This is a genomic window from Nocardioides marinquilinus, assembly GCF_039543705.1.
GTDB classification, from domain to species: domain Bacteria; phylum Actinomycetota; class Actinomycetes; order Propionibacteriales; family Nocardioidaceae; genus Nocardioides; species Nocardioides marinquilinus.
Map to the genome: position 1 here is coordinate 1,010,146 of NZ_BAABKG010000002.1, position 20,384 is coordinate 1,030,529.

The window sequence follows — 20,384 nt, forward strand, 5'->3', positions numbered from 1 at the left end:
CCGGCCTCGTCGTCCACCGGGACCTGCGGTCCGCCCGATCGGTTAGCGTGAGCCAGCCCGGGCGGGACCGCCACGATGTGAGGCGCACGTCGCTGCGCTGCGCGAGGGGAGCGCGATGAAGCTCGAGATCCGAGGCCTGACCAAGCGGTTCGGGTCGTTCACGGCGAACGACGGCATCGACCTGACCATCGAGCCGGGCGAGATCCACTGCCTGCTCGGTGAGAACGGCGCCGGCAAGTCGACGCTGATGAACATGCTCTACGGCCTGCTCGACCCCACCGAGGGCGAGATCGTCGTCGACGGCGTCCCGGTCAGCTTCAGCTCGCCGGGCGACGCCATCGAGGCGGGCATCGGCATGGTCCACCAGCACTTCATGCTCGTGCCGGTCTTCACCGTGGCCGAGAACGTGATGCTGGGCCGCGAGCAGACCCGCGGCCTCGGCGTCCTGAACCGCCGCAAGGCCTCGCACCTGGTGCGCGAGCTCTCCGAGCGCTTCCACCTCGCCGTCGACCCCGACGCGATGGTCGAGGACCTCCCGGTCGGCGTCCAGCAGCGCGTCGAGATCATCAAGGCGCTCTCGAACGACGCCAAGGTGCTCATCCTCGACGAGCCCACCGCGGTGCTCACGCCGCAGGAGATCGACGAGCTCATGGAGATCATGCGCGAGCTCAAGGCGCAGGGCACCTCGATCATCTTCATCACCCACAAGCTGCGCGAGGTGCGCGCGGTCGGCGACCGCATCAGCGTCATCCGCCGCGGCAAGGTCGTCGGCACCGCCGCGCCCACCGCCAGCGAGGCCGAGCTGGCCGAGATGATGGTCGGCCGCGAGGTCTCGCTGCGGGTCACCAAGGAGGCCGCCTCGGTCGGCAAGCCGGTGCTCGAGGTGCGCGACGTCACCGTCATCGACCCCCGCGGCCACCAGGTCGTCAAGAACGTCTCGTTCGAGGCCCGCGCCGGCGAGGTGCTGGGCATCGCGGGCGTGCAGGGCAACGGCCAGACCGAGCTCATCAAGTCGCTGCTCGGCCTGGTGCGGCCCGACGCCGGTCAGATCCTGCTCGAGGGCCGCGACATCAGCAGGCACGGCCCGCGTCAGAGCCTCGAGGACGGCATCGGCTACATCCCCGAGGACCGCAGCCACGACGGCTACGTCGGCGGCTTCAGCGTGCGCGAGAACCTGATCCTCGACCTCTACCGCCACGAGGAGTTCTCCCGCGGCGGCGCGCTGCGGCTCGACGAGATCCGCGCCAACGCCGAGGCGCGCATCGCGGAGTTCGACATCCGCACCGAGTCGGCCTCGACGCCGGTCTCGGCGCTCTCGGGCGGCAACCAGCAGAAGGTCGTCGTGGCCCGCGAGTTCAGCCGGCCACTGAAGGTGCTCATCGCCTCGCAGCCCACCCGCGGCGTCGACGTCGGCTCGATCGAGTTCATCCACAAGCGCATCGTCAGCGAGCGCGACAAGGGCACCGCGGTCATCATCGTCTCCACCGAGCTCGACGAGGTCTACGCCCTCTCCGACCGCATCGCGGTCATGTACGACGGCCGCATCGTGGCCACCGTCGACCCCGACCTGCCGCGTGAGGACATCGGGCTGCTGATGGCCGGCGCCACGACCGACGAGGAGAGCACCGCCCGATGAGTGACCTCGAGAAGGGGCCCGAGCCGCGCGAGCCGCGGCGCGGGACGCCCCACGACCCGGACGCCGAGCACGTCGACGTCCTCGACCCCGACGCGGTCGGTGGTGAGGACGCGGCCAAGCAGGTGCAGGCCTCGATGGCGGCGGCCGACCGACCGGGCGGGCCGCTCGACCTCAGCGTCTACCTGCCCACCGCCAAGGTCACCGCTGGCGCCATCCTCATCGCGCTCGTCATCGGCGCCGTCCTCATCGCGATCAGCGACGACGGCGTCATCGAGTCGCTGTCGTACTTCACCTCCTACCCGTGGGACTTCTTCACCCGCTCCGGCGACGCGATCTGGTCGGCCTACTCCGCGCTGGTGCGCGGCTCGGTCGGCTCGGGTGCCGCCATCTCGACCACGCTCGAGCGCTCGGCGCCGCTGATCTGCGCCGGTCTCAGCGTCGCCCTCGCCTTCCGCGCGGGCCTGTTCAACATCGGTGGCCAGGGCCAGCTGACGATCGGCGCGCTGTGCGCCGGCTACGTCGGCTTCACCTGGGACCTGCCCAGCGGCGTGCACGTCGTGGCCGCCGCGCTGGCCGGCATCCTCGGCGGCGCCGTCTGGGGCGGCATCGTCGGCCTGCTCAAGGCCCGCACCGGCGCCCACGAGGTCATCACGACCATCATGTTCAACTACATCGCGGTGGCGGTGCTGACCTACGCGTTGAGCAAGGACGCCTTCCAGCGGCCGGGCAGCGACAACCCGCAGTCGCTGCCGGTCGCCGACTCGGCACGGCTGCCGGAGATCTTCGGCGTCCACATCGGCGTGCTGCTGGCGTTCCTCGCCGCCGGGCTGGTGTGGTGGATCCTCGAGCGCAGCACGCTCGGCTTCGAGCTGCGTGCCGTCGGTGCCAACGCCGACGCCTCGCGCACCGCCGGCATGAGCATCCCGAAGGTCTACACGCTGGCCATGCTGCTGGCCGGCGCCCTCGCCGGCCTCGCCTCGCTGAGCGGCGTCCTGGGCCGCGGCGACTCGCTGAGCCTCAGCGTCGTGGGCAGCACCGGGTTCGACGCCATCACCGTGGCGCTGCTCGGCCGTGCCACCCCGCTGGGCACCGTGCTCGCGGGACTGCTGTTCGGCGCCATGAGCGTCGGCGGCGGGGCGATGGAGGCGGCCGGCACGCCGCGTGAGCTGACCGACGTGCTGCAGGCGCTGATCGTGCTGTTCGTGGCCGCGCCGGCCCTGGTCAAGGGGCTGATGCGGGTCAAGGAGTCCGGTGGCGGAGCCACCGTCATGGCGAAGGGATGGGGATCGTGAGCCTCCTCGACAAGACCGCCGAGCCGGGCGGCCCGGCGCCGTCGTCCGGGACCGGCCCGCAGGTGCGCGACCGCGCCGACGTGCGCCGCCAGCGACGGCTGATCGTCGTCTTCGGCATCGTCGCGCTGCTGGTGGGCTACTTCTACCTCGACATCGACGACTTCGAGATCCAGTACTCGCTCGCCGAGCGGATCACGAAGGAGGACCGGCCCCAGCCGTGGGACACCCAGCTGATGATGATCGTCTGCCTGGTGGTCGTCGTGGTGTCCCTGGTGCTCGCCCTGGTCAACCGCGTGCCCCGCAACGCCTGGGCCGGCGTGCTGTTCGTGCTGGTCGGCGTGGCGTTCCTGGCGGCCTTCATCATCTGGAACTTCACCGACCAGGACGGCGCCGTCGCGCGCACGTTCTTCAACCCGCTGCCCGAGGCGATGCGGCGCTCGACCCCGCTGGTGCTCGGTGCGCTCGCCGGCGTGCTGTGCGAGCGGGCCGGCGTCATCAACATCGCGATCGAGGGCCAGTTCATCGCCGGCGCGTTCTTCGCCGCCGTCGCCTCGAGCCTGGCCTACAGCGCCGAGATGGGGCTGGTGGGCGGCATCATCGCCGGCGTCGGCATCGCGGCCATGCTGGGTGTCTTCGCCATGCGCTACCACGTGAACCAGGTCGTGCTCGGCGTGGTGCTGGTGGCCTTCGCGACAGGCTTCACCAGCTTCCTGCTCAAGCAGATACCGAGCGACCCCGACATCCGCCAGTACCTCAACGCGCCGCTCATCCTCGAGCGCATCGCGATCCCGGGCCTGTCCGACATCCCCGTGATCGGCCTGACGTTCTTCAACCAGACGCTGCTGGTCTACATCATGTACGTCTCCATCGGGCTGGTGACCTTCCTGCTCTACCAGACCAAGTGGGGCCTGCGGGTCCGCTCGGTTGGCGAGCACCCGAAGGCCGCCGACACCGTGGGCATCAAGGTCAACCGGGTGCGCTGGCAGGCCGTGCTGCTCGGCGGTGTCTTCGCCGGCCTGGGTGGCGCCTTCTTCACCGTCGGCTCCAACGGCACCTTCGACAACGGCGTCAGCGCCAACTACGGCTTCATCGCGCTGGCGGCGGTCATCATGGGCCGCTGGCACCCGGTCGGCGGCACCCTGGCGGCGCTGTTCTTCGGCTTCATGCTCACCATCGAGGTGCAGCTGGGCCAGCTCGACCGCATCCCGCCGGCCTTCATCCAGGCCATGCCCTACATCGCCACGGTCATCGCCGTGGCCGGCTTCGTCGGGCGCGTGCGGCCCCCGGCGGCCGACGGCGAGCCGTACGTGAAGTCGTGAGCGGGCCCGTGGACGACTTCGACTGGGCGGCCCTGCGGGCCGAGGCCGTGGCCATCAACGCGCGCGCCTACGCGCCCTACAGCGGCTACCGCGTCGGCGCGGCCGCGCGGGTCGACGACGGCCGCACCGTGGTCGGCTGCAACGTCGAGAACGCCGCCTACGGCGTCACGCTGTGCGCCGAGTGCGGCCTGGTCTCGCAGCTGCACGCCGAGGGCGGCGGCCGGCTGACCCACTTCGTGTGCGTCAACGGCGAGGCCGAGGTCATCATGCCGTGCGGCCGCTGCCGGCAGCTGCTCTGGGAGAACGGCGGCGCCAACCTGCTGGTCGAGACGCCGGCCGGCGTCCTGCCGATGTCCGAGGTGCTGCCGCAGGCCTTCGGTCCCGACGACCTCGAGAGGGCGCGAGCATGAGCGGGCACGACGCGGTCGAGGTCATCAGCGCCAAGCGCGACGGCGGCGTCCTCAGCGACTCGCAGATCGACTGGGTCGTCGACGCCTACACGAGGGGCGACGTCGCCGACGAGCAGATGTCGGCCCTGGCGATGGCGATCCTGCTCAACGGCATGGAGCAGCCCGAGATCGCGCGCTGGACCCGGGCGATGATCGCCTCGGGCGAGCGCATGGACTTCTCCTCGCTCTCGCGGCCCACCGCCGACAAGCACTCCACCGGCGGCGTGGGCGACAAGATCACCCTCCCGCTCGCGCCGCTCGTCGCGGCGTGCGGCGTCGCCGTCCCGCAGCTCTCGGGCCGCGGCCTCGGCCACACCGGCGGCACCCTCGACAAGCTCGAGTCGATCCGCGGCTGGCGGGCGGCGCTGTCGAACGAGGAGATGATGAGCCAGCTCGAGTCGGTCGGCGCCGTCATCTGCGCCGCCGGCGACGGCCTCGCCCCGGCCGACAAGAAGCTCTACGCGCTGCGCGACGTCACCGGCACCGTCGAGGCGATCCCGCTGATCGCGTCGTCGATCATGAGCAAGAAGATCGCCGAGGGCACGGGTGCGCTCGTGCTCGACGTCAAGGTCGGCACCGGCGCGTTCATGAAGGACGTCGACCGCGCCCGCGAGCTCGCCGAGACGATGGTCGCCCTCGGCACCGACGCCGGGGTGCACACCGTCGCGCTGCTCACCGACATGTCGACCCCGCTCGGCTACACCGCCGGCAACGCCATCGAGGTGGCCGAGTCGGTGCGGGTGCTCGAGGGCGGCGGGCCCGACGACGTCGTCGAGCTCACCCTCGCCCTCGCCCGCGAGATGCTGGCCGGCGCGGGGCGCGACGACGTCGACCCCGCCGACAAGCTGGCCGACGGCTCGGCCATGGACGCGTGGCGGGCCATGATCTCCGCCCAGGACGGCGACCCCGATGCCCCGCTGCCCGAGGCCAAGGAGGCGCACGTCGTCAGCGCGCCGCGCTCCGGCGTGCTCACCCGCCTCGACGCGATGGCCGTGGGCCTGGCCGCGTGGCGCCTCGGTGCCGGCCGGGCCCGCAAGGAGGACCCCGTGCAGGCCGGGGCCGGCGTGGTGTGGCACGCGCGCCCGGGCGACCCGGTGCGCGAGGGAGAGCCGCTGCTCACCCTGCTCACCGACGAGCCGGCGCGCTTCGAGCGGGCGCTGGCCTCGCTCGAGGGCGGCTACGACATCGGCGAGGCCGACGAGGCGCCCGACTCACCCCTGGTCATCGACCGCATCGGCTGAGGCGGCACGGCGCCGCTTGCGCTCGCGGTGCGAGCGGCGCCAGCGGTGGCTGACGAACCAGGCCACGGCGACCACCACCACGACGATCACGATGTTCTGCACCGGGCTGAGCCAGCCCTCGACGCGCTCCCACTCGTTGCCCAGCTGGTAGCCCGCCAGCACGAACGCGGTGTTCCAGATGGCGCTGCCGAGCGTCGTCAGCACCGTGAACCGGACGACGCCCAGCCGCGTCACGCCGGCGGGGATCGAGATCAGGCTGCGGAACAGCGGCACGAACCGGCCGAGCAGCACCGCCTTGTCGCCGTGGCGCTCGAACCACGCCACGGTGCGCTCGACGTCGTCGAGCTCGAGCAGCGGCAGCCGGTCGACGATCGCCTCGATGCGGGCCAGGCCGAGCTTGGCCCCCAGGCCGTAGAGCGCGAGCGCCCCGACGACCGAGCCGACCGTCGTCCACACGATGGCCTCGACCAGGCCGATGCGGCCCTGGGACGCCGCGAACCCGGCCAGCGGCAGGATCAGCTCGCTGGGCAGCGGCGGGAACAGGTTCTCGAGCGCGATCAGCAGGCCGGCGCCGGGCGCACCGAGGGCCGCCATGACGTCGACGGCCCACCCGGCCACCCCGCCGAGGTCGCCTGGCCCCGTGCTCGCCGCGCTGCTCACGGCCCCGAACCTACGGGGGCGACCCCACCCCGCCGGGTCACCGGTCGGGTCACCCGTCGAGCAGCAGCACCAGCATCTCGGCCACGCAGGCCGGCTTGGTCTCGCCCTCGATCTCGATGACGTGCTTCATCGTCACCTGGACGCCGGCGCCGACCCGGTCGGCCGCGAGCAGCGTGACGGTGTCGCGCACCCGCTGGCCCACCTTCACCGGGTTCGGGAACCGCACCTTGTTCAGGCCGTAGTTGAGCCGGGCGCCGGGGGTCTCGAGGGCGAACGCGGTCGAGCCGAGGAACGGGATGAGCGACAGCGTGAGGTAGCCGTGCGCGATGGGCCCGCCGAAGGGACCGGCGTTCGCCCGCTCGATGTCGACGTGGATCCACTGGTGGTCGCCGGTGGCGTCGGCGAAGGTCTGCACCCGGTCCTGCTCGATGGTCAGCCACTCGCCGCTGCCGAGCTCGTCGCCGACCGCCGCGGTGATCTCGTCGAGCGTGGAGAGGGTGCGCATCGGGTGCCTCCTGCGGTGCCGCGCGGCGGTGGTTGGATGACCGGATGGAACCTACACGCGAGCAGGTGCGCGCGGCTCCGAAGGTGCTGCTGCACGACCACCTCGACGGCGGCCTGCGGCCGGCCACCGTGCTCGAGCTGGCCCGCGAGGTCGGCCACGAGCTGCCCGTCGGGCCCGACGCCGACGCCGAGGCGCTCGGCACCTGGTTCGCCGAGGCGGCCGACTCCGGCTCGCTCGTGCGCTACCTCGAGACCTTCGACCACACCGTCGGCGTCATGCAGACCGCCCCGGCCATCACGCGGGTGGCCCGCGAGTGCGTCGAGGACCTCGCCGCCGACGGCGTCGTCTACGCCGAGGTGCGCTACGCGCCCGAGCAGCACGTCGAGCAGGGGCTGACCCTCGACGAGGTCGTCGCCGCCGTCCAGGAGGGCTTCGACCAGGGCGTCGCCGCGGCACAGGCGAACGGGACGCCGATCGTCGTCCGCCAGCTGCTCACGGCCATGCGCCACCAGGCCCGCTCGATGGAGATCGCCGAGCTGGCGGTGGCCTGGCGGGGCCGCGGCGTCGCCGGCTTCGACATCGCCGGCGCCGAGGCGGGCTTCCCCCCGACCCGCCACCTCGACGCCTTCGAGTACCTCCAGCGCGAGAACTCGCACTTCACCATCCACGCCGGCGAGGCGTTCGGCCTGCCGTCGATCTGGCAGGCCATCCAGTGGTGCGGCGCCGACCGGCTGGGGCACGGCGTCCGCATCGCCGACGACATCACCGTGAAGGACGACGGGGAGGTCGAGCTCGGTCTGCTGGCCTCCTACGTGCGCGACAAGCGCATCCCGCTCGAGATGTGCCCGGCCTCGAACGTGCAGACCGGCGCGGCCACCAGCATCGCCGAGCACCCGATCGGGCTGCTCACGCGGCTGCGGTTCCGGGTGACGGTCAACACCGACAACCGGCTGATGAGCCGCACCTCGATGACCGACGAGATGACCGCGCTCGTCGAGGCGTTCGGCTACGGCCTGCCCGACCTGCGCTGGTTCACGATCAACGCGATGAAGTCGGCCTTCCTGCCCTTCGACGAGCGGCTCGCCATCATCGACGGCATCGTGAAGCCGGGCTACGAGCGGCTGATCAGCGGGTGATCAGCGGGTGATCAGCGGGGCGTGATCGCGAACCAGCGGTGGCGCCAACCGCCGAGCGGGCCGTCGACGGGCAGCACGCGCCCCGAGGACGGCTCGTAGCAGCGGCCCTCGCCGACGAGCAGGACGACGTGACGCGGCAGCAGCCGGCTGCCGACGTAGAGCGCGCCGGACGACGGCGGCCCGGCTGTGCGGGCGAGGTGTCGCACCAGCCGCACCCGGTGGCGTCGTCCGGTCAGCGCGCCCAGCTCGCGGGCCACGGCCCACGGGGGCGTGCCGAGCGCGCGCGGGTAGGGCAGCTGGGGGCGGCCGTGCAGCCGCCACGACGTGAGGCGGCGGTGGGTGGCGAGCACGCGCTCGGCGAAGCGCGGCGCGAGCGTGGCGGCGTCCTCGACCGGCGGCGTGAGCGCCTCGGCCATCACCATGCAGGCGGCGCCGCAGGAGCGGCGGTCGGGCTGGCGCAGCCCCGCGCCGAGCGGGCTCACCGCTCGACGGCGCCGGAGCGCGACAGCGACGCGACGGCCTGCAGCGCCTCGTCGGGGGTGACCGGCCGGCAGCCCAGCGCCACGGCGTGCCGCACCACCTCGCGCTGTGCACGCATCAGGGCGAGGCCCCGGCGCACCAGCACCAGCGGTGGCTTGCGGCGCTCGCGCAGGTCGCGGGTCAGCCGCCGCCAGAACGTCACCATCGGGTGCTGGCGCACGCAGACCGCGTCGGCCAGCAGCCCGGCCTCCCTGGCCCGCGGCACGACCTCCTGGGCGAAGATGCCCTCGGCCACGAACAGCGGCGAGCCGTGGAGGTCGAGCCGCTGCCAGCCGGTGCGGCCGTCCTTCGCCAGCTCGTAGACCGGGACGTCGCCCGCGCCCTCACGGCAGAGCGTCTCGATCGCGGCGACGGCGTCGTCGCACAGCCACGACTCCGGGTCGTCCCAGTCGGCGATGCCGGCGTTGGGGCCGTCGGCGATGCGGGGGAGGGTCGGGTCGCCGCCGTCCTTGTAGAAGTCGTCGAGGCGCAGCACCGGCAGCCCGGTGCGGGCGGCGAGGCGGGACTTGCCCGACCCCGAGGGCCCGGCCACGACGACGACCCGTGCGCGCACCGGCACATCCTCCCCGGTCGGTCGTCGGTTGTCGCCCCCGGGGTGCGGCCGCGGTGACGGCCTCAGGCCGGGAAGACGGCCTTCGGCCAGCTGTTGTTGGTGTCGAAGTTGGTCCAGTCCTCCAGGGCGCCGTCCCACGAGCTGACGACGGCCTGGCAGTCGTCGATCAGCTGGTCCTTCGCGTTCATCATCTTGACCGCGAAGGTGGCCATGGCGCCGATGCAGGTGACGATGCCGGCGATCAGCGGGATGACGGCGGCGGCGCCGGCGATCGCGACGATCGCCCCGGCGACCGCGACGCCGAGGGCGACGAGCGCCTCCTGTACGGTCGAGAGCGACTTGTTGATGGCGTCGGCGGTGTCGTCGAGGCCCTCGGCGACCTTGGTCGTGTACTGCGGCTTCATCGCGTTGGCCGCCTGCTGCTGGCCGGGCACGATGCTGCGGTAGGCGTTGGCCGAGACGCCCGAGAAGACGTCGTCGGTCGAGAGCTGACCGAGGCCGATGGTGCCGCCGACCGAGCTGGTCTCGGCCTCGACCTCCTGGCGCCACGCGAGGGCGCTGGCCCGCAGGGTCCAGGCCTCGCCGATGTTGTCGAGCAGGTTCTGCAGGTCCTGGATGGCGGCGCCCCAGGCGTCCATCAGCTCGTTCCACTTGTCGTAGACGGGGTCGATGGCCCAGTCGGGAACCCACCAGGGCAGGTTCTGCAGGACGTTGTTCACGCCCGACTGCAGCTCGTCGATCTTGTCCTGTACGTCGTCGAGGAACTTCTGAACCTCGAACATCGTGTAGTCGTCAGCCATGACGTCTCCTCGTCAAGTCAGAGTCGGCAGCAACCGGTGCGGCTCTGCCCGAGATCACTGCGGGATGGGTGGTGCAGGAGGGGGCCGGCCGGGGTGGCCGGGGTGGGGGGGCCGTGGGGCGTCAGTAGTCCCAGAGGCCGTTCAGGTCGTCGGCGACCGAGGCGTCGGTGGAGTTGATCGTCGACCGGACGTAGACGAGCGTCTCGCTGATGCCCTGGGTCTCCTTCGCGCCCTGGTCGAACAGGGTGGCGACCTTCTCCTGCAGGGCCTGGTACTTCGACAGCATGTCGATGGGGATGTTGATGGGGAAGACGCCGGCGCCCAGCGTCTGCGCGTCGGCGTTGGTGGCGCCGGTGCTCAACGACTCCGACGCTGCGTTCCAGACGCCGATGTCGTTGTCGAGGGCCTCGTTGGCCACTCTGAGGTCGACCATGATTGTCTCCGTTCTCCGAGCTGAGCGGGGTCCTGGGTGGGTGGATGGCGCCGGGCGGGTGCCCGGGCCGCGCTAGGACGCGGGCGCGTCGTTCACGAGGGAGCGGTGCAGGCGGCCGAGGCGGCTCTCCTCCACGACTCCCTGCAGGTCGGTGCCGGCACGACTGCGGGCGACGGCGTCCTGCATCGCCTCGGTGGCGGCGACGCCGAGCGCGGACGCCGGGGAGCCGTCGACCCACTCGGGGTCGAGGTCGAGGCTCATCAGCTGTCCGCGGCCGTCGGCGGTGGCGACGACGTGGCCGGTGCGGTCACGGCCCTCGAAGCGCTGGTCGCTGGCGATGCGCAGGGCGTCGATGAGGTCGTCGAGGGCTCCCTCGACGCCGCCGACGGCGCGCACGGTGTCGTTCACGTAGTGGTCGCCGGCGGGTCCGCGCGGGGGCTGCACCACACGGGTCGGCCGCGGCACGGTGCGCGGCACGGGCTTGTCGAGCTCGTCGGGCGCGCGCTCGGCCCAGACCCGGAACTGCTCGCCGAAGGCGAGGCCCATCGTGGTGAGGACCAGGTTGCCGAGCTCGGCCGGCGTGGCCTCGCGGCGCCAGGCGTCGGCGACGACGACCCGCTCGACCGTGCCGTCGGCGCCGAGGCGCACGGTGACGCCGCCCTGCTCGCTGGTGGTCTGGCTCGCCGCGACGTTCGAGAGCGAGGCCTCGAGCTGCTGGGCGAACTCCTGCGTGCGCCTGGCGAGGTCGCTCAGGCGTGCGTCGATGGCGTCGGTCACGGCGCCTCCGTTCTCGGTTCTCGACCCGGGCGAGGAAGACCAGCGGGTCGGCGGTCGGTGACCCCAGACCCCTTCCCGCCGGTGCCGGTGGCAAACAACCCACCGGCCGCTCGAGCCGCTCGCGGGCCTACCGCGGGCGCGGCGGCAGCAGCCAGCCCAGCGCCAGGATCAGCAGGACGACGGCCGGCCACGTCAGCGTGAGCAGGCCGTCGTCGTCGGCCCCGAGCGCGCCGAGACCGCCCACGACGAGCGCGGCCACCGCACCCGCGAGGGCGACCAGCGCGGGCGGGCGCGGCGGCGGTCGGCGTCGCACGAGCGCCGCCGCACCGCACGCCAGCAGGCACAGCCAGCCCACGAGCGAGAGCACCACGACGACGAGACCCGTCGTCGCCGTCGTGCCGGACGACGCCCAGGACAGCTGGGCCGCCGCGAGCACGACGGCGAGGACGACGCTGCCCACCGCCGTGGCGCGCAGCTCGGCCGTCATCGAGCCGACCTCAGACCCCCATCGGGTGCCACACGGTCTTGATCTCGACGAAGTCGGTCATCGTGTCGAGCCCGGGGGACGCCGTCCAGTCGGGTTCGGCGGCCGGGGCCCGGCGCACGCGCTTGAGGTTGTCGGCGGAGGCGACCTCGAGCTCGGTGGCCAGGGCGGCGTCGCCGGCGACGCCGGTGAGGTCGATGGCGTTGACGTCCATGTGCGAGGCCAGCCACGGGCCGAGCGCGGCGGCGTCGCCAGTGAGCAGGTTGACCACGCCACCCGGCACGTCGGAGGTGGCCAGCACCTCGCCGAGGGTGACCGCCGGCAGCGGCCGCGCGAACGACGAGACGACGACCGCGGTGTTGCCGGTGACCACGACGGGGGCGATCACGCTCACCAGGCCCAGCAGCGAGGAGCCCTGGGGGGCGAGCACCGCGACGACGCCGGTGGGCTCGGGGGTGGAGAGGTTGAAGAACGGCCCGGCCACCGGGTTGGCGTTGCCGACCACCTGGGTCAGCTTGTCGGCCCAGCCGGCGTACCAGACGAGCCGGTCGACGGCGGCGTCGACCGCGGCGGTCGCCCCCGAGGCGTTGAGGCCCTCCGACTGCCGCACGGCGGCCTCGAACTGCGGCCGGCGGTCCTCCATGACCTCCGCGACGCGGTAGAGCACCTGGGCGCGGTTGTACGCCGTGCGCCCGGCCCAGCCGCCGAAGGCCTTGCGGGCGGCCACGACGGCGTCGCGGGCGTCCTTGCGGGAGGCGAGGGCGGCGTTGGCCACGAAGGCTCCCTGGTGGTCGACCACCTCGTAGGAGTGGCCCGACTCCGAGCGGGGGAACGCCCCGCCGACGTAGAGCTTGTAGGTCTTGCGCACGCCCTGGCGCTCGGCGGCGCGGCGGCTGCTCGCGCGGCTCATGCGGGGTCCCCTCGGTGTTGTTCGGCGGCGGAGCGGAGCGGGGGAGGCGAAGAACATCGTGGGGTGCTCACAGGTCGCCTCCCTTCAGGTAGGCGGACAGTCCGTGGCGGCCGCCCTCGCGGCCCTGGCCCGACTCCTTGTAGCCACCGAACGGGCTGGTGGGGTCGAACTTGTTGAACGTGTTGGCCCACACCACGCCGGCCCGCAGCGCGCCCGCGAGGTGCAGGATGCGCGAGCCCTTCTCGGTCCACACGCCGGCCGAGAGGCCGTAGGGGGTGTTGTTGGCCTTCTCGACCGCCTCCGACGGCGTGCGGAAGGTCAGCACCGAGAGCACCGGGCCGAAGATCTCCTCCCGCGCGATGCGGTGGGCCTGGGTGACGCCGGTGAAGATCGTCGGCGGGAACCAGAAGCCGCGGTCGGGCAGGTCGCACGGCGCCGACCAGCGTCCGGCGCCCTCGTCCTCGCCGACCTGCGAGAGCTCGCGGATGCGGGCCAGCTGCTCCGCGGAGTTGATGGCGCCGACGTCGGTGTTCTTGTCGAGCGGGTCGCCGAGGCGCAGGGTGCCCATGCGGCGCTTGAGCTTCTCGAGCAGCTCGTCGGCGACCGACTCCTGCACGAGTAGCCGCGAGCCGGCGCAGCACACGTGGCCCTGGTTGAAGAAGATGCCGTTGACGATGCCCTCGACGGCCTGGTCGAGCGGGGCGTCGTCGAAGACGATGTTGGCGGCCTTGCCGCCGAGCTCGAGGGTGACCTTCTTCGGCGTGCCGGCCACGGCGCGGGCGATGGCCTTGCCGACCTCGGTCGAGCCGGTGAAGGCGATCTTGTCGACGTCGTCGTGGCCGACGATGGCCTGCCCGGTGGCGCCGGCACCGGTGACGATGTTGACGACGCCGGGCGGCAGGTCGGCCTGCTGGCAGATCTCGGCGAACAGCAGCGCGGTCAGCGGCGTCGTCTCGGCCGGCTTGAGCACCACGGTGTTGCCGCAGGCGAGCGCGGGCGCGATCTTCCAGGCCAGCATGAGCAGCGGGAAGTTCCACGGGATGATCTGCCCGGCGACGCCGATCGGCGTCGAGCCGTAGCCGGAGTACTCGAGCTTGTCGGCCCAGCCGGCGTAGTAGAAGAAGTGCGCCGCGACGATCGGGACGTCGACGTCGCGCGACTCGCGGATCGGCTTGCCGTTGTCGAGCGACTCGAGCACGGCGAGCTCGCGGCTGCGCTCCTGGATGATCCGCGCGATGCGGTAGAGGTACTTGGCGCGCTCGCGGCCCGGCATCCGCGACCAGACGCGGTCGTAGGCGCGGCGGGCGGCCTTGACCGCGTCGTCCACGTCGGACTCGTCGGCCTCGGCGACCTCGGCCAGCACCTCCTCGGTGGCCGGGCTGATGGTCTTGAAGGCGCCACCGTGGCCGTCGACGAACTCGCCGTCGACGAACAGGCCGTAGGACGGCTTGAGGTCGACGATGCTGCGCGACTCGGGCGCGGGGGCGTACTCGAAGGTGGTCATCGCGGCCTCGCTCAGTCCAGGGTGAAGTAGTCGGGGCCGGAGTAGCGGCCCGTGGTCAGCTTGGTGCGCTGCATGAGCAGCTCGTTGAGCAGCGTGGAGGCGCCGAAGCGGAACCAGTCGGGGTCGAGCCAATCGGGCCCGGCGACCTCGTTGACCATCACGAGGTACTTGATGGCGTCCTTCGCGGTGCGGATGCCGCCCGCGGGCTTGACGCCGATCATCTCGCCGGTGGCCTCGCGGTAGTCGCGCACGGCCTCGAGCATCACCAGGGTGACCGGCAGCGTGGCGGCGGGCTGCACCTTGCCGGTGGAGGTCTTGATGAAGTGGCCGCCGGCGAGCATCGAGAGCCAGCTGGCCCGGCGCACGTTGTCGAGCGTCTGCAGCTCGCCGGTCTCCATGATGACCTTGAGGTGCGCGGTGGTGCCGTCGGGCCGGGCGCACGCCTCGCGCACGGCCGCGATCTCCTCGAAGACCTGCAGGTAGCGGCCGGAGAGGAAGGCGCCGCGGTCGATGACCATGTCGATCTCGTCGGCCCCGGCGGCGACGGCGTCGCGGGTGTCGGCCAGCTTGACGTCCATCGCCGCGCGGCCGCTGGGGAACGCGGTGGCGACGGCGGCCACGTTGACCCCCGAGGTGCCCAGCACCTGCTTGACCTCGGCCACGAGGTCGCCGTAGACGCACACGGCGGCGACGGCGGGACAGGTGGGGTCGCCGGGGTCGGGCCGCATCGCCTTCGAGGCCAGCGCCCGCACCTTGCCGGGGGTGTCCTGGCCCTCCAGCGTGGTGAGGTCGACCATGCGGATGGCGAGGTCGAGCGCCTGCGCCTTCGCGGTCGTCTTGATCGAACGGGTGCCGAGGGTGGCGGCACGGGCCTCGGCACCGACCTGGTCGACCCCGGGGAGGCCGTGCAGGAAGCGTCGCAGCGAGGCCTCGGAGCGGGTCACGTCGGACAGCGCGGAGGCGCCGCCCCCGGTGGCCGCGTGGTCCGTGGCGAGCGTGGGCATTGGGTCAGCATAGGCCGGTCGGGGCCCGGTTCCGCAGGGCCCGGCGATCGTCCCGTCTCCTACAGTGGGGGCATGGAGGACGTCGCGGAGCGCCAGGTCTTCCGGCCCACGAGCGGCCGGGTCTCGGGGGTGCTCGCGCTGCTCGTCGGCCTCGGTCTCGCCGTGCTCGGCCTGACGACGTCCGGTGGCGTCGAGTGGGCGCTGGTCGCCGTCGGCGTGTTCGTCGCGGTGCTGGCGTGGGCGGCGATGCTGCGCCCGGTCGTCATCGTCGAGGACGACCGGCTGGTGCTGCGCAACATGGTCGACACCGTGCGCATCCCGCTCGCGGCCATCGAGGAGATCGCGGTGCGGCAGGTGCTGGCGGTGCGGGTCGGGGAGCGGCGGTTCACCTCCGCCGCCATCGGCCGCAGCCGCCGCCAGATCCGCCGCGACGACAAGCTGCCCGGCGCCGGGCGCGACCGCAGCCCCGTCGAGCTGGCCGAGGACTCCTACGGCATGTTCGTCGAGGACCGCATCCGCACGCTGTCGAAGCAGGCCCGCGAGCGGCTCGGCATCGCCCCGTTCTCCGACGAGCAGGAACGGCTCGGCGCCGAGGTGACCAAGACCCCCGCGGTGGCCGAGATCACCGGCCTCGCCGTGCCCGCGGTGGCGCTCGTCGTCCTGATCGTGCTCTGAGGGGTCGGGCCCGGGCTCGGGTCAGAGCCCCAGCGCGGCCCGGACGTCGCCGCCGATGGCGTCGAGCCGGGCGGCGGCGGTGATGCGCGCGCCCTCGACGGCGTCGGCGCGCTCGCCGTCGCGGCCCTGCTCGACCGGGACGACGACCTCGAGGTAGCACTTCAGCTTCGGCTCGGTGCCGCTCGGCCGCACCACCACGCGGGCGCCGTCGGCGAGCCGGAACCGCAGGCCGTCGGTGGGCGGCAGGCCGGTGGTCTCGACGGAGCCCCGGGCGAGGTCGTCGACGCCCTCGACGGCCAGGCCCCCCAGCTCGGACGGCGGCCGGTCGCGCAGCCGGGCCATGGCCTGCCCGATGAGCGCGAGGTCGGAGACGCGCACCGAGACCTGGTCGGTGGCGTGCAGGCCGTGGGCGGCGGCGAGGTCGTCGAGCACGTCGAGGAGCGTGCGTCCCTCGGCCTTGAGCCGGGCGGCCAGCTCGCACAGCAGCAGCAGCGCCGAGACGCCGTCCTTGTCGCGCACGTGCTCGGGGTCGACGCAGTAGCCCAGCGCCTCCTCGTAGCCGAACGCCAGGCCCTCGGCCCGGCTGATCCACTTGAATCCCGTCAGCGTCTCGGCGTAGGGCTGGCCCGCGGCGGCGGCCATCTTCGAGAGCAGCGTGGAGGAGACGACCGAGGTCGCGTAGGTGCCCTCGCGGCCCGAGGTGAGCAGCTGGTGGGCCAGCAGGGCGCCCACCTCGTCGCCGCGCAGCATGCGCCAGCCGGTGTCGCCCGGCACGGCCGCGGCGCACCGGTCGGCGTCGGGGTCGTTGGCGACGACCAGGTCGGCCCCGGTGGCGGCGGCGAGCTCGAGCGCGAGGTCCATCGCGCCGGGCTCCTCGGGGTTCGGGAAGCCGACGGTCGGGAAGTCGGGGTCGGGCTGCTCCTGCTGCTCCACGACCCGCGGCTCGGAGAACCCGGCGGTCTCGAGCACCTGCAGCACCGGTGCGGCCCCGACGCCGTGCAGCGGCGTGTAGACGAGGTCGAGGTCGCGGGGGCCGTCGGCGGCCAGGCCGGCCACGGTGTCGAGGTAGCGGTCGACGACGTCCTCGCCCAGCACCCGGCCGGCCGGGCCGCGCGGGACGTCGGCCACCCGGCCGACCGCCTCGATGCGGGCGGCGATCTCGGCGTCGGCGGGCGGCACGATCTGGCTGCCGTCACCGAGGTAGACCTTGTAGCCGTTGTCCTGCGGCGGGTTGTGGCTGGCGGTCACCATGACGCCGGCCGCGCACCCGAGCTCGCGGATCGCGAAGGCGAGCACCGGCGTCGGGAGCGGACGGGGCAGCACGTGGGCCGTCAGCCCGGCGCCGGTCATCACCTCGGCGGTGTCGCGGGCGAAGACGTCGGAGTTGTGGCGGGCGTCGTAGCCGATGACCACCGGGCCGGGGTGGGGCAGGGTGTCGCGCAGGTAGGCGGCCAGCCCGGCCGCGGCCCGCGTGACGACCACCCGGTTCATGCGGTTGGGGCCGGCGCCGAGCGCGCCGCGCAGCCCGGCGGTGCCGAACTCGAGCGTGCCGTCGAAGCGGTCGGCCAGGTCGGCGGCAGCCGCGTCGTCGCCGCCGTCGACGGCGTCGACCAGCGACTCCAGCTCGGCGCGGGTGACGTCGTCGGGGTCGTCGGCCGCCCACGCGCGGGCACGCTGGAGCAGGGCGTCGACTTCGTGGCTCATGTGGGGCACCGTAGCGACATGACCGACCGGCCGCCCGTCGCCGTCGGCATCGCCGACCTCGCCGACCGCCTCGGTCGGCCGGCGTTCGTGGCGGTGTGCGTCGACCTGCTCCGCGGGGCGCCGCGCGAGCGCTACGTCGACGAGCTGCGCGGCCTCACCGGGCACGACTGGCAGCCGGGCGACGGCGTCCTCGACCACGACGTGTGGAAGGACTACTGGGTGCGCACGTGGGGCGCCCGCGGGCTGCTGCACGTGTGGGACCCCGACGACCCCGACGCCACCGACGCCGTGGTCGCGGGGTTGGGCGACGAGCACCACCGCCCGGCCGAGATGTGCCTCAAGGTCGTCGCCCGCCACGACGTGGCCGGCGCGGGTGACGGTGCGGCCGCGCTCGCGGGCCACGCGCTGCCGCGGGTGCGGGCCCAGGCGATGCGGGCGCTGGCCGTGGTCGGCGACACCGAGCACGCGGACGTCGTCCGCGCCGGTCTGGACGACCCCGCGCCCGAGGTGCGACGTCAGGCCGGGCGGGCCTGGGAGGCGATGGCTGCGCGGCTCGACCTCGACTGACCGGTCGTCGAGACCGCGGAACCTGGACGCGGACCCGACCCTTGGACCCTGAGCTTGTCGAAGGGCCCTGCCGTAAGTGCGGACGTTCCCGTGGGCTCGCGTGGTCTCGACCCGCGCGTCGCGGGTTCGTTCCTCACCCGCGGCGCTTGCTCGACCTTCGCCCGCTACGCGAGACGCTCCTTCGTCGCGTCTCCCTGCGGTCTCAGTCGACGAACCGGTCGCCCTCGAAGGTGCGGCCGGTGTTGTCGACCTCGGTGTTCTCGGGGCGGTTGGCGGGGTCGAGCCGACGGGCGCGCTCCTCCTCGATCTCGCGCCGCTCGTCCTCGTCGACCTCCTGCTCGCGGAAGCCGGCGGTGGGGTCGGCGGTGGGGTCGGCGGTGCCGGCGGAGGCCTCGTCGTCGTCGGCGACCTGCCGCTCGAACTCCTCGACGGCCGGCAGCGTCACGCCGGTGTTGTCGACCTCGGCGCGCTCGGGGCGGTTGGCCGGGTCGAGCCGGCGCTGCCGCTCCTCCTCGATCTCGCGGCGCTCCTCCTCCGACGGCACGGGGCCGGCCTGCTCGCTCATGGCGCACAGCGGAGCAGGCGGCCCCCGGCGGCGCCACACCCCCGGGGTGCGGCGCCGCCGGGCGACCTCACGGAGCGGTGACGATCAGGCGTCGATGCTGCTCATGTCGCCGTAGCGCGCGCCCACGACGGCGTCGGCCGGGACGGCGTCCTCGATGCGGGCCAGGTCGTCGTCGCTCAGCTCGACGTCGGCGGCGCCCACGTTCTCCTCGAGGTAGCGCACCCGCTTGGTGCCGGGGATGGGGGCGACGTCCTCGCCCTGCGCCAGCACCCACGCCAGCGCGAGCTGGCCGGGCGTGCAGCCCTTCTCGTCAGCGATCTCGCGCACCCGGTCGACCAGGCGCAGGTTGGCCTCGAGCGCCTCGCCGTTCAGGCGCGGGAAGTAGGCCGAGGCGCGGCTGTCCTTCTCGTCGGTGGGGGCGCTGGTGTAGCTGCCGGTGAGGATGCCGCGACCGAGGGGGGAGTAGGGCACCAGGCCGATGCCGAGCTCGCGGACGGTCGGCAGGATCTCGGCCTCGAGGTCGCGGGTGAACAGCGACCACTCGGTCTGCAGCGCGGTGATCGGGTGCACGGCGTGCGCGCGCCGGATCGTCTCGGCGGAGGCCTCGGAGAGTCCGAGGTGGCGCACCTTGCCGGCCTCGACGAGCTCCTTCATCGCCCCGACGGTCTCCTCGATCGGGACCGTCTTGTCGACGCGGTGCTGGTAGTAGAGGTCGATGTGGTCGACGCCGAGGCGCTCGAGCGAGGCGTCGCAGGCGGCGCGCACGTACTCGGGGCGGCCGTTGATGCCGAGCCGCGTGCCGTCCTCCTCGCGCTGGTTGCCGAACTTGGTGGCCAGGACGACGCCGTCGCGGCCCTGGCTGCTGGTGGCGATGGCCTTGCCGACGAGCCGCTCGTTGGTGAACGGGCCGTACATGTCGGCGGTGTCGAGGAAGGTGACGCCGAGGTCGAGCGCGCGGTGGATGGTGGCGAGCCCGGCCTCCTCGTCGGGCGCGCCGTAGAACTCCGACATGCCCATGCAGCCGAGGCCGAGGGCCGAGACGGTGAGGGGGGACGTCGTCCCGAGGGTGCGGTGGGAAAGGGTCATGCCGTCCACTCTGCTCCTTCGAGTGCGCTCCAGGTCAAGCGCGCAGCCGGCCCGCGAGCGAGGGACGGGCTCGCGACGGGCGGGTCGAGGTCACACCGGGCCGACGGCGACCCGGCTGGAGGCAGGGTCCGACACCTCACGCGGCCCCTTCGCTGCGCCGCTCGAGCGCCTCGGTGTAGATGCCGATCTTGTGGTCGATGGCGCCGAGGTGCTCCTGCACCTCGGCGAGCCGGGCGAGCACGGTGCTGCGGTGCGCGCGGAGCAGCTCGAGCCGCTCCTCCTCGTTGCCGGAGCCCGCGCGCACCAGCTCGGCGTAGCGGCGCACGTCGCGGATCGGGAGCCCGGTGGCGCGCAGCCGCGTCACCAGCTCGATCCAGCGCACGTCGGCGGCGTCGTAGCGCCGGTGACCGCTGGCCGAGCGGGCCACCGGACGCAGCAGCAGGCCGTCCTTCTCGTAGTAGCGCAGCGTGTCGGGGGTCAGTCCGACCAGCTCGGCGGTCTCGGCGATGGTCAGCGGGCTCACCGCCCCATGAGAACCCTGGAG

23 protein-coding genes are annotated in these 20,384 nt (G+C 73.1%); 8 read left to right on the plus strand and 15 right to left on the minus strand.

What is annotated here, in order from left to right; all coding sequences use genetic code 11:
* Window positions 1-115: 115 nt before the first annotated feature.
* The 5 genes from ABEA04_RS10770 to ABEA04_RS10790 are packed head-to-tail and all read left to right on the plus strand — an operon-like array spanning window position 116 to window position 5,937.
* Window positions 116-1,636: an ABC transporter ATP-binding protein gene (locus ABEA04_RS10770; RefSeq protein ID WP_345458123.1), complete on the plus strand. Its 1,521-nt coding sequence runs from the start codon at window positions 116-118 to the stop codon at window positions 1,634-1,636.
* The gene (locus ABEA04_RS10775; protein WP_345458125.1) at window positions 1,633-2,928 is read left to right on the plus strand and encodes an ABC transporter permease; all 1,296 of its coding nucleotides are present in this window, start codon (window positions 1,633-1,635) and stop codon (window positions 2,926-2,928) included. Before ABEA04_RS10770 ends, ABEA04_RS10775 begins: the two co-directional genes overlap by 4 nt.
* Window positions 2,925-4,247: an ABC transporter permease gene (locus ABEA04_RS10780; RefSeq protein WP_345458127.1), complete on the plus strand. Its 1,323-nt coding sequence runs from the start codon at window positions 2,925-2,927 to the stop codon at window positions 4,245-4,247. The genes ABEA04_RS10775 and ABEA04_RS10780 overlap by 4 nt, the downstream gene beginning before the upstream one ends.
* Window positions 4,244-4,657 (plus strand): cytidine deaminase, encoded by a 414-nt coding sequence (locus ABEA04_RS10785; protein WP_425577006.1) that lies wholly within the window; start codon window positions 4,244-4,246, stop codon window positions 4,655-4,657. Before ABEA04_RS10780 ends, ABEA04_RS10785 begins: the two co-directional genes overlap by 4 nt.
* Window positions 4,654-5,937, plus strand: a complete 1,284-nt coding sequence (locus ABEA04_RS10790; protein WP_345458129.1) for a thymidine phosphorylase — start codon at window positions 4,654-4,656, stop codon at window positions 5,935-5,937. The genes ABEA04_RS10785 and ABEA04_RS10790 overlap by 4 nt, the downstream gene beginning before the upstream one ends.
* Here the strand turns inward: ABEA04_RS10790 and ABEA04_RS10795 are convergent.
* Together ABEA04_RS10795 and ABEA04_RS10800 are read right to left on the minus strand one after the other, a co-directional pair.
* The gene (locus ABEA04_RS10795) at window positions 5,908-6,597 is read right to left on the minus strand and encodes a DedA family protein (protein WP_345458131.1); all 690 of its coding nucleotides are present in this window, start codon (window positions 6,595-6,597) and stop codon (window positions 5,908-5,910) included. The genes ABEA04_RS10790 and ABEA04_RS10795 overlap by 30 nt on opposite strands.
* 49 nt (window positions 6,598-6,646) lie before the next feature.
* The gene (locus ABEA04_RS10800; RefSeq protein WP_345458133.1) at window positions 6,647-7,102 is read right to left on the minus strand and encodes a MaoC family dehydratase; all 456 of its coding nucleotides are present in this window, start codon (window positions 7,100-7,102) and stop codon (window positions 6,647-6,649) included.
* A 44-nt stretch (window positions 7,103-7,146) separates the two neighbouring features.
* Between ABEA04_RS10800 and ABEA04_RS10805 the strand changes: the two genes are divergently transcribed.
* Entirely contained in the window at window positions 7,147-8,238 is a 1,092-nt protein-coding gene (locus tag ABEA04_RS10805; RefSeq protein ID WP_345458135.1) for an adenosine deaminase, read from the plus strand.
* 11 nt (window positions 8,239-8,249) lie between these two features.
* Here the strand turns inward: ABEA04_RS10805 and ABEA04_RS10810 are convergent, their stop codons facing one another.
* The 9 genes from ABEA04_RS10810 to deoC form a co-directional block, all read right to left on the minus strand.
* Complete coding sequence (locus tag ABEA04_RS10810) at window positions 8,250-8,720, minus strand: hypothetical protein (protein ID WP_345458137.1); 471 nt, start codon at window positions 8,718-8,720, stop codon at window positions 8,250-8,252.
* Window positions 8,717-9,331: an ATP-binding protein gene (locus ABEA04_RS10815; RefSeq protein ID WP_345458139.1), complete on the minus strand. Its 615-nt coding sequence runs from the start codon at window positions 9,329-9,331 to the stop codon at window positions 8,717-8,719. The genes ABEA04_RS10810 and ABEA04_RS10815 overlap by 4 nt, the downstream gene beginning before the upstream one ends.
* A gap of 62 nt (window positions 9,332-9,393) precedes the next feature.
* Window positions 9,394-10,131: a hypothetical protein gene (locus ABEA04_RS10820; RefSeq protein ID WP_345458141.1), complete on the minus strand. Its 738-nt coding sequence runs from the start codon at window positions 10,129-10,131 to the stop codon at window positions 9,394-9,396.
* Between the two features lie 121 nt (window positions 10,132-10,252).
* Window positions 10,253-10,564: a hypothetical protein gene (locus ABEA04_RS10825; RefSeq protein WP_345458143.1), complete on the minus strand. Its 312-nt coding sequence runs from the start codon at window positions 10,562-10,564 to the stop codon at window positions 10,253-10,255.
* Window positions 10,565-10,636: 72 nt separating this feature from the next.
* Entirely contained in the window at window positions 10,637-11,341 is a 705-nt protein-coding gene (locus ABEA04_RS10830; protein WP_345458145.1) for a YbaB/EbfC family nucleoid-associated protein, read from the minus strand.
* 127 nt (window positions 11,342-11,468) lie between these two features.
* Window positions 11,469-11,828, minus strand: a complete 360-nt coding sequence (locus ABEA04_RS10835; protein ID WP_345458147.1) for a hypothetical protein — start codon at window positions 11,826-11,828, stop codon at window positions 11,469-11,471.
* 10 nt (window positions 11,829-11,838) lie between these two features.
* Window positions 11,839-12,735: an aldehyde dehydrogenase family protein gene (locus tag ABEA04_RS10840; protein WP_345458149.1), complete on the minus strand. Its 897-nt coding sequence runs from the start codon at window positions 12,733-12,735 to the stop codon at window positions 11,839-11,841.
* Window positions 12,736-12,802: 67 nt separating this feature from the next.
* Window positions 12,803-14,239 carry an aldehyde dehydrogenase family protein gene (locus ABEA04_RS10845; protein WP_345458151.1) on the minus strand — a complete coding sequence of 479 codons (1,437 nt, stop codon included), beginning with the start codon at window positions 14,237-14,239 and terminating at the stop codon, window positions 12,803-12,805.
* An 11-nt stretch (window positions 14,240-14,250) separates the two neighbouring features.
* Complete coding sequence (gene deoC, locus ABEA04_RS10850; RefSeq protein WP_345458152.1) at window positions 14,251-15,243, minus strand: deoxyribose-phosphate aldolase; 993 nt, start codon at window positions 15,241-15,243, stop codon at window positions 14,251-14,253.
* Window positions 15,244-15,315: 72 nt separating this feature from the next.
* Between deoC and ABEA04_RS10855 the strand changes: the two genes are divergently transcribed.
* On the plus strand, window positions 15,316-15,918 hold the full coding sequence (locus ABEA04_RS10855; protein ID WP_345458154.1) for a hypothetical protein: 603 nt from the start codon (window positions 15,316-15,318) through the stop codon (window positions 15,916-15,918).
* A 21-nt stretch (window positions 15,919-15,939) separates the two neighbouring features.
* Here ABEA04_RS10855 and ABEA04_RS10860 read toward each other — a convergent pair whose 3' ends face one another.
* Entirely contained in the window at window positions 15,940-17,622 is a 1,683-nt protein-coding gene (locus ABEA04_RS10860) for a phospho-sugar mutase (protein WP_345458156.1), read from the minus strand.
* A gap of 18 nt (window positions 17,623-17,640) precedes the next feature.
* Here ABEA04_RS10860 and ABEA04_RS10865 point away from each other — a divergent pair, with 18 nt between their 5' ends.
* Window positions 17,641-18,189, plus strand: coding sequence for a HEAT repeat domain-containing protein (locus tag ABEA04_RS10865; RefSeq protein WP_345458158.1), 549 nt, complete (start codon window positions 17,641-17,643; stop codon window positions 18,187-18,189).
* A 202-nt stretch (window positions 18,190-18,391) separates the two neighbouring features.
* On the opposite strand, the gene ABEA04_RS10870 is transcribed toward ABEA04_RS10865, so the two are convergent.
* The 3 genes from ABEA04_RS10870 to ABEA04_RS10880 all read right to left on the minus strand — a co-directional run bounded on the left by ABEA04_RS10870 (window position 18,392) and on the right by ABEA04_RS10880 (window position 20,363).
* Window positions 18,392-18,754 (minus strand): hypothetical protein, encoded by a 363-nt coding sequence (locus ABEA04_RS10870; RefSeq protein ID WP_345458160.1) that lies wholly within the window; start codon window positions 18,752-18,754, stop codon window positions 18,392-18,394.
* A gap of 84 nt (window positions 18,755-18,838) precedes the next feature.
* Entirely contained in the window at window positions 18,839-19,840 is a 1,002-nt protein-coding gene (locus ABEA04_RS10875; protein ID WP_345458162.1) for an aldo/keto reductase, read from the minus strand.
* Between the two features lie 136 nt (window positions 19,841-19,976).
* Window positions 19,977-20,363: a MerR family transcriptional regulator gene (locus tag ABEA04_RS10880; protein ID WP_345458164.1), complete on the minus strand. Its 387-nt coding sequence runs from the start codon at window positions 20,361-20,363 to the stop codon at window positions 19,977-19,979.
* Window positions 20,364-20,384: the final 21 nt, after the last annotated feature.

Bases quoted from the DNA above. Each gene is read 5' to 3' on its own strand.
- ABEA04_RS10770 (WP_345458123.1), top strand. From the start codon at position 116: ATGAAGCTCGAGATCCGAGGCCTGACCAAGCGGTTCGGGTCGTTCACG.
- ABEA04_RS10775 (WP_345458125.1), top strand. From the start codon at position 1,633: ATGAGTGACCTCGAGAAGGGGCCCGAGCCGCGCGAGCCGCGGCGCGGG.
- ABEA04_RS10790 (WP_345458129.1), top strand. From the start codon at position 4,654: ATGAGCGGGCACGACGCGGTCGAGGTCATCAGCGCCAAGCGCGACGGC.
- ABEA04_RS10800 (WP_345458133.1), bottom strand. From the start codon at position 7,102: ATGCGCACCCTCTCCACGCTCGACGAGATCACCGCGGCGGTCGGCGAC.
- ABEA04_RS10805 (WP_345458135.1), top strand. From the start codon at position 7,147: ATGGAACCTACACGCGAGCAGGTGCGCGCGGCTCCGAAGGTGCTGCTG.
- ABEA04_RS10820 (WP_345458141.1), bottom strand. From the start codon at position 10,131: ATGGCTGACGACTACACGATGTTCGAGGTTCAGAAGTTCCTCGACGAC.
- ABEA04_RS10825 (WP_345458143.1), bottom strand. From the start codon at position 10,564: ATGGTCGACCTCAGAGTGGCCAACGAGGCCCTCGACAACGACATCGGC.
- ABEA04_RS10835 (WP_345458147.1), bottom strand. From the start codon at position 11,828: ATGACGGCCGAGCTGCGCGCCACGGCGGTGGGCAGCGTCGTCCTCGCC.
- ABEA04_RS10840 (WP_345458149.1), bottom strand. From the start codon at position 12,735: ATGAGCCGCGCGAGCAGCCGCCGCGCCGCCGAGCGCCAGGGCGTGCGC.
- ABEA04_RS10845 (WP_345458151.1), bottom strand. From the start codon at position 14,239: ATGACCACCTTCGAGTACGCCCCCGCGCCCGAGTCGCGCAGCATCGTC.
- deoC (WP_345458152.1), bottom strand. From the start codon at position 15,243: ATGCCCACGCTCGCCACGGACCACGCGGCCACCGGGGGCGGCGCCTCC.
- ABEA04_RS10855 (WP_345458154.1), top strand. From the start codon at position 15,316: ATGGAGGACGTCGCGGAGCGCCAGGTCTTCCGGCCCACGAGCGGCCGG.
- ABEA04_RS10860 (WP_345458156.1), bottom strand. From the start codon at position 17,622: ATGAGCCACGAAGTCGACGCCCTGCTCCAGCGTGCCCGCGCGTGGGCG.
- ABEA04_RS10865 (WP_345458158.1), top strand. From the start codon at position 17,641: ATGACCGACCGGCCGCCCGTCGCCGTCGGCATCGCCGACCTCGCCGAC.
- ABEA04_RS10870 (WP_345458160.1), bottom strand. From the start codon at position 18,754: ATGAGCGAGCAGGCCGGCCCCGTGCCGTCGGAGGAGGAGCGCCGCGAG.
- ABEA04_RS10875 (WP_345458162.1), bottom strand. From the start codon at position 19,840: ATGACCCTTTCCCACCGCACCCTCGGGACGACGTCCCCCCTCACCGTC.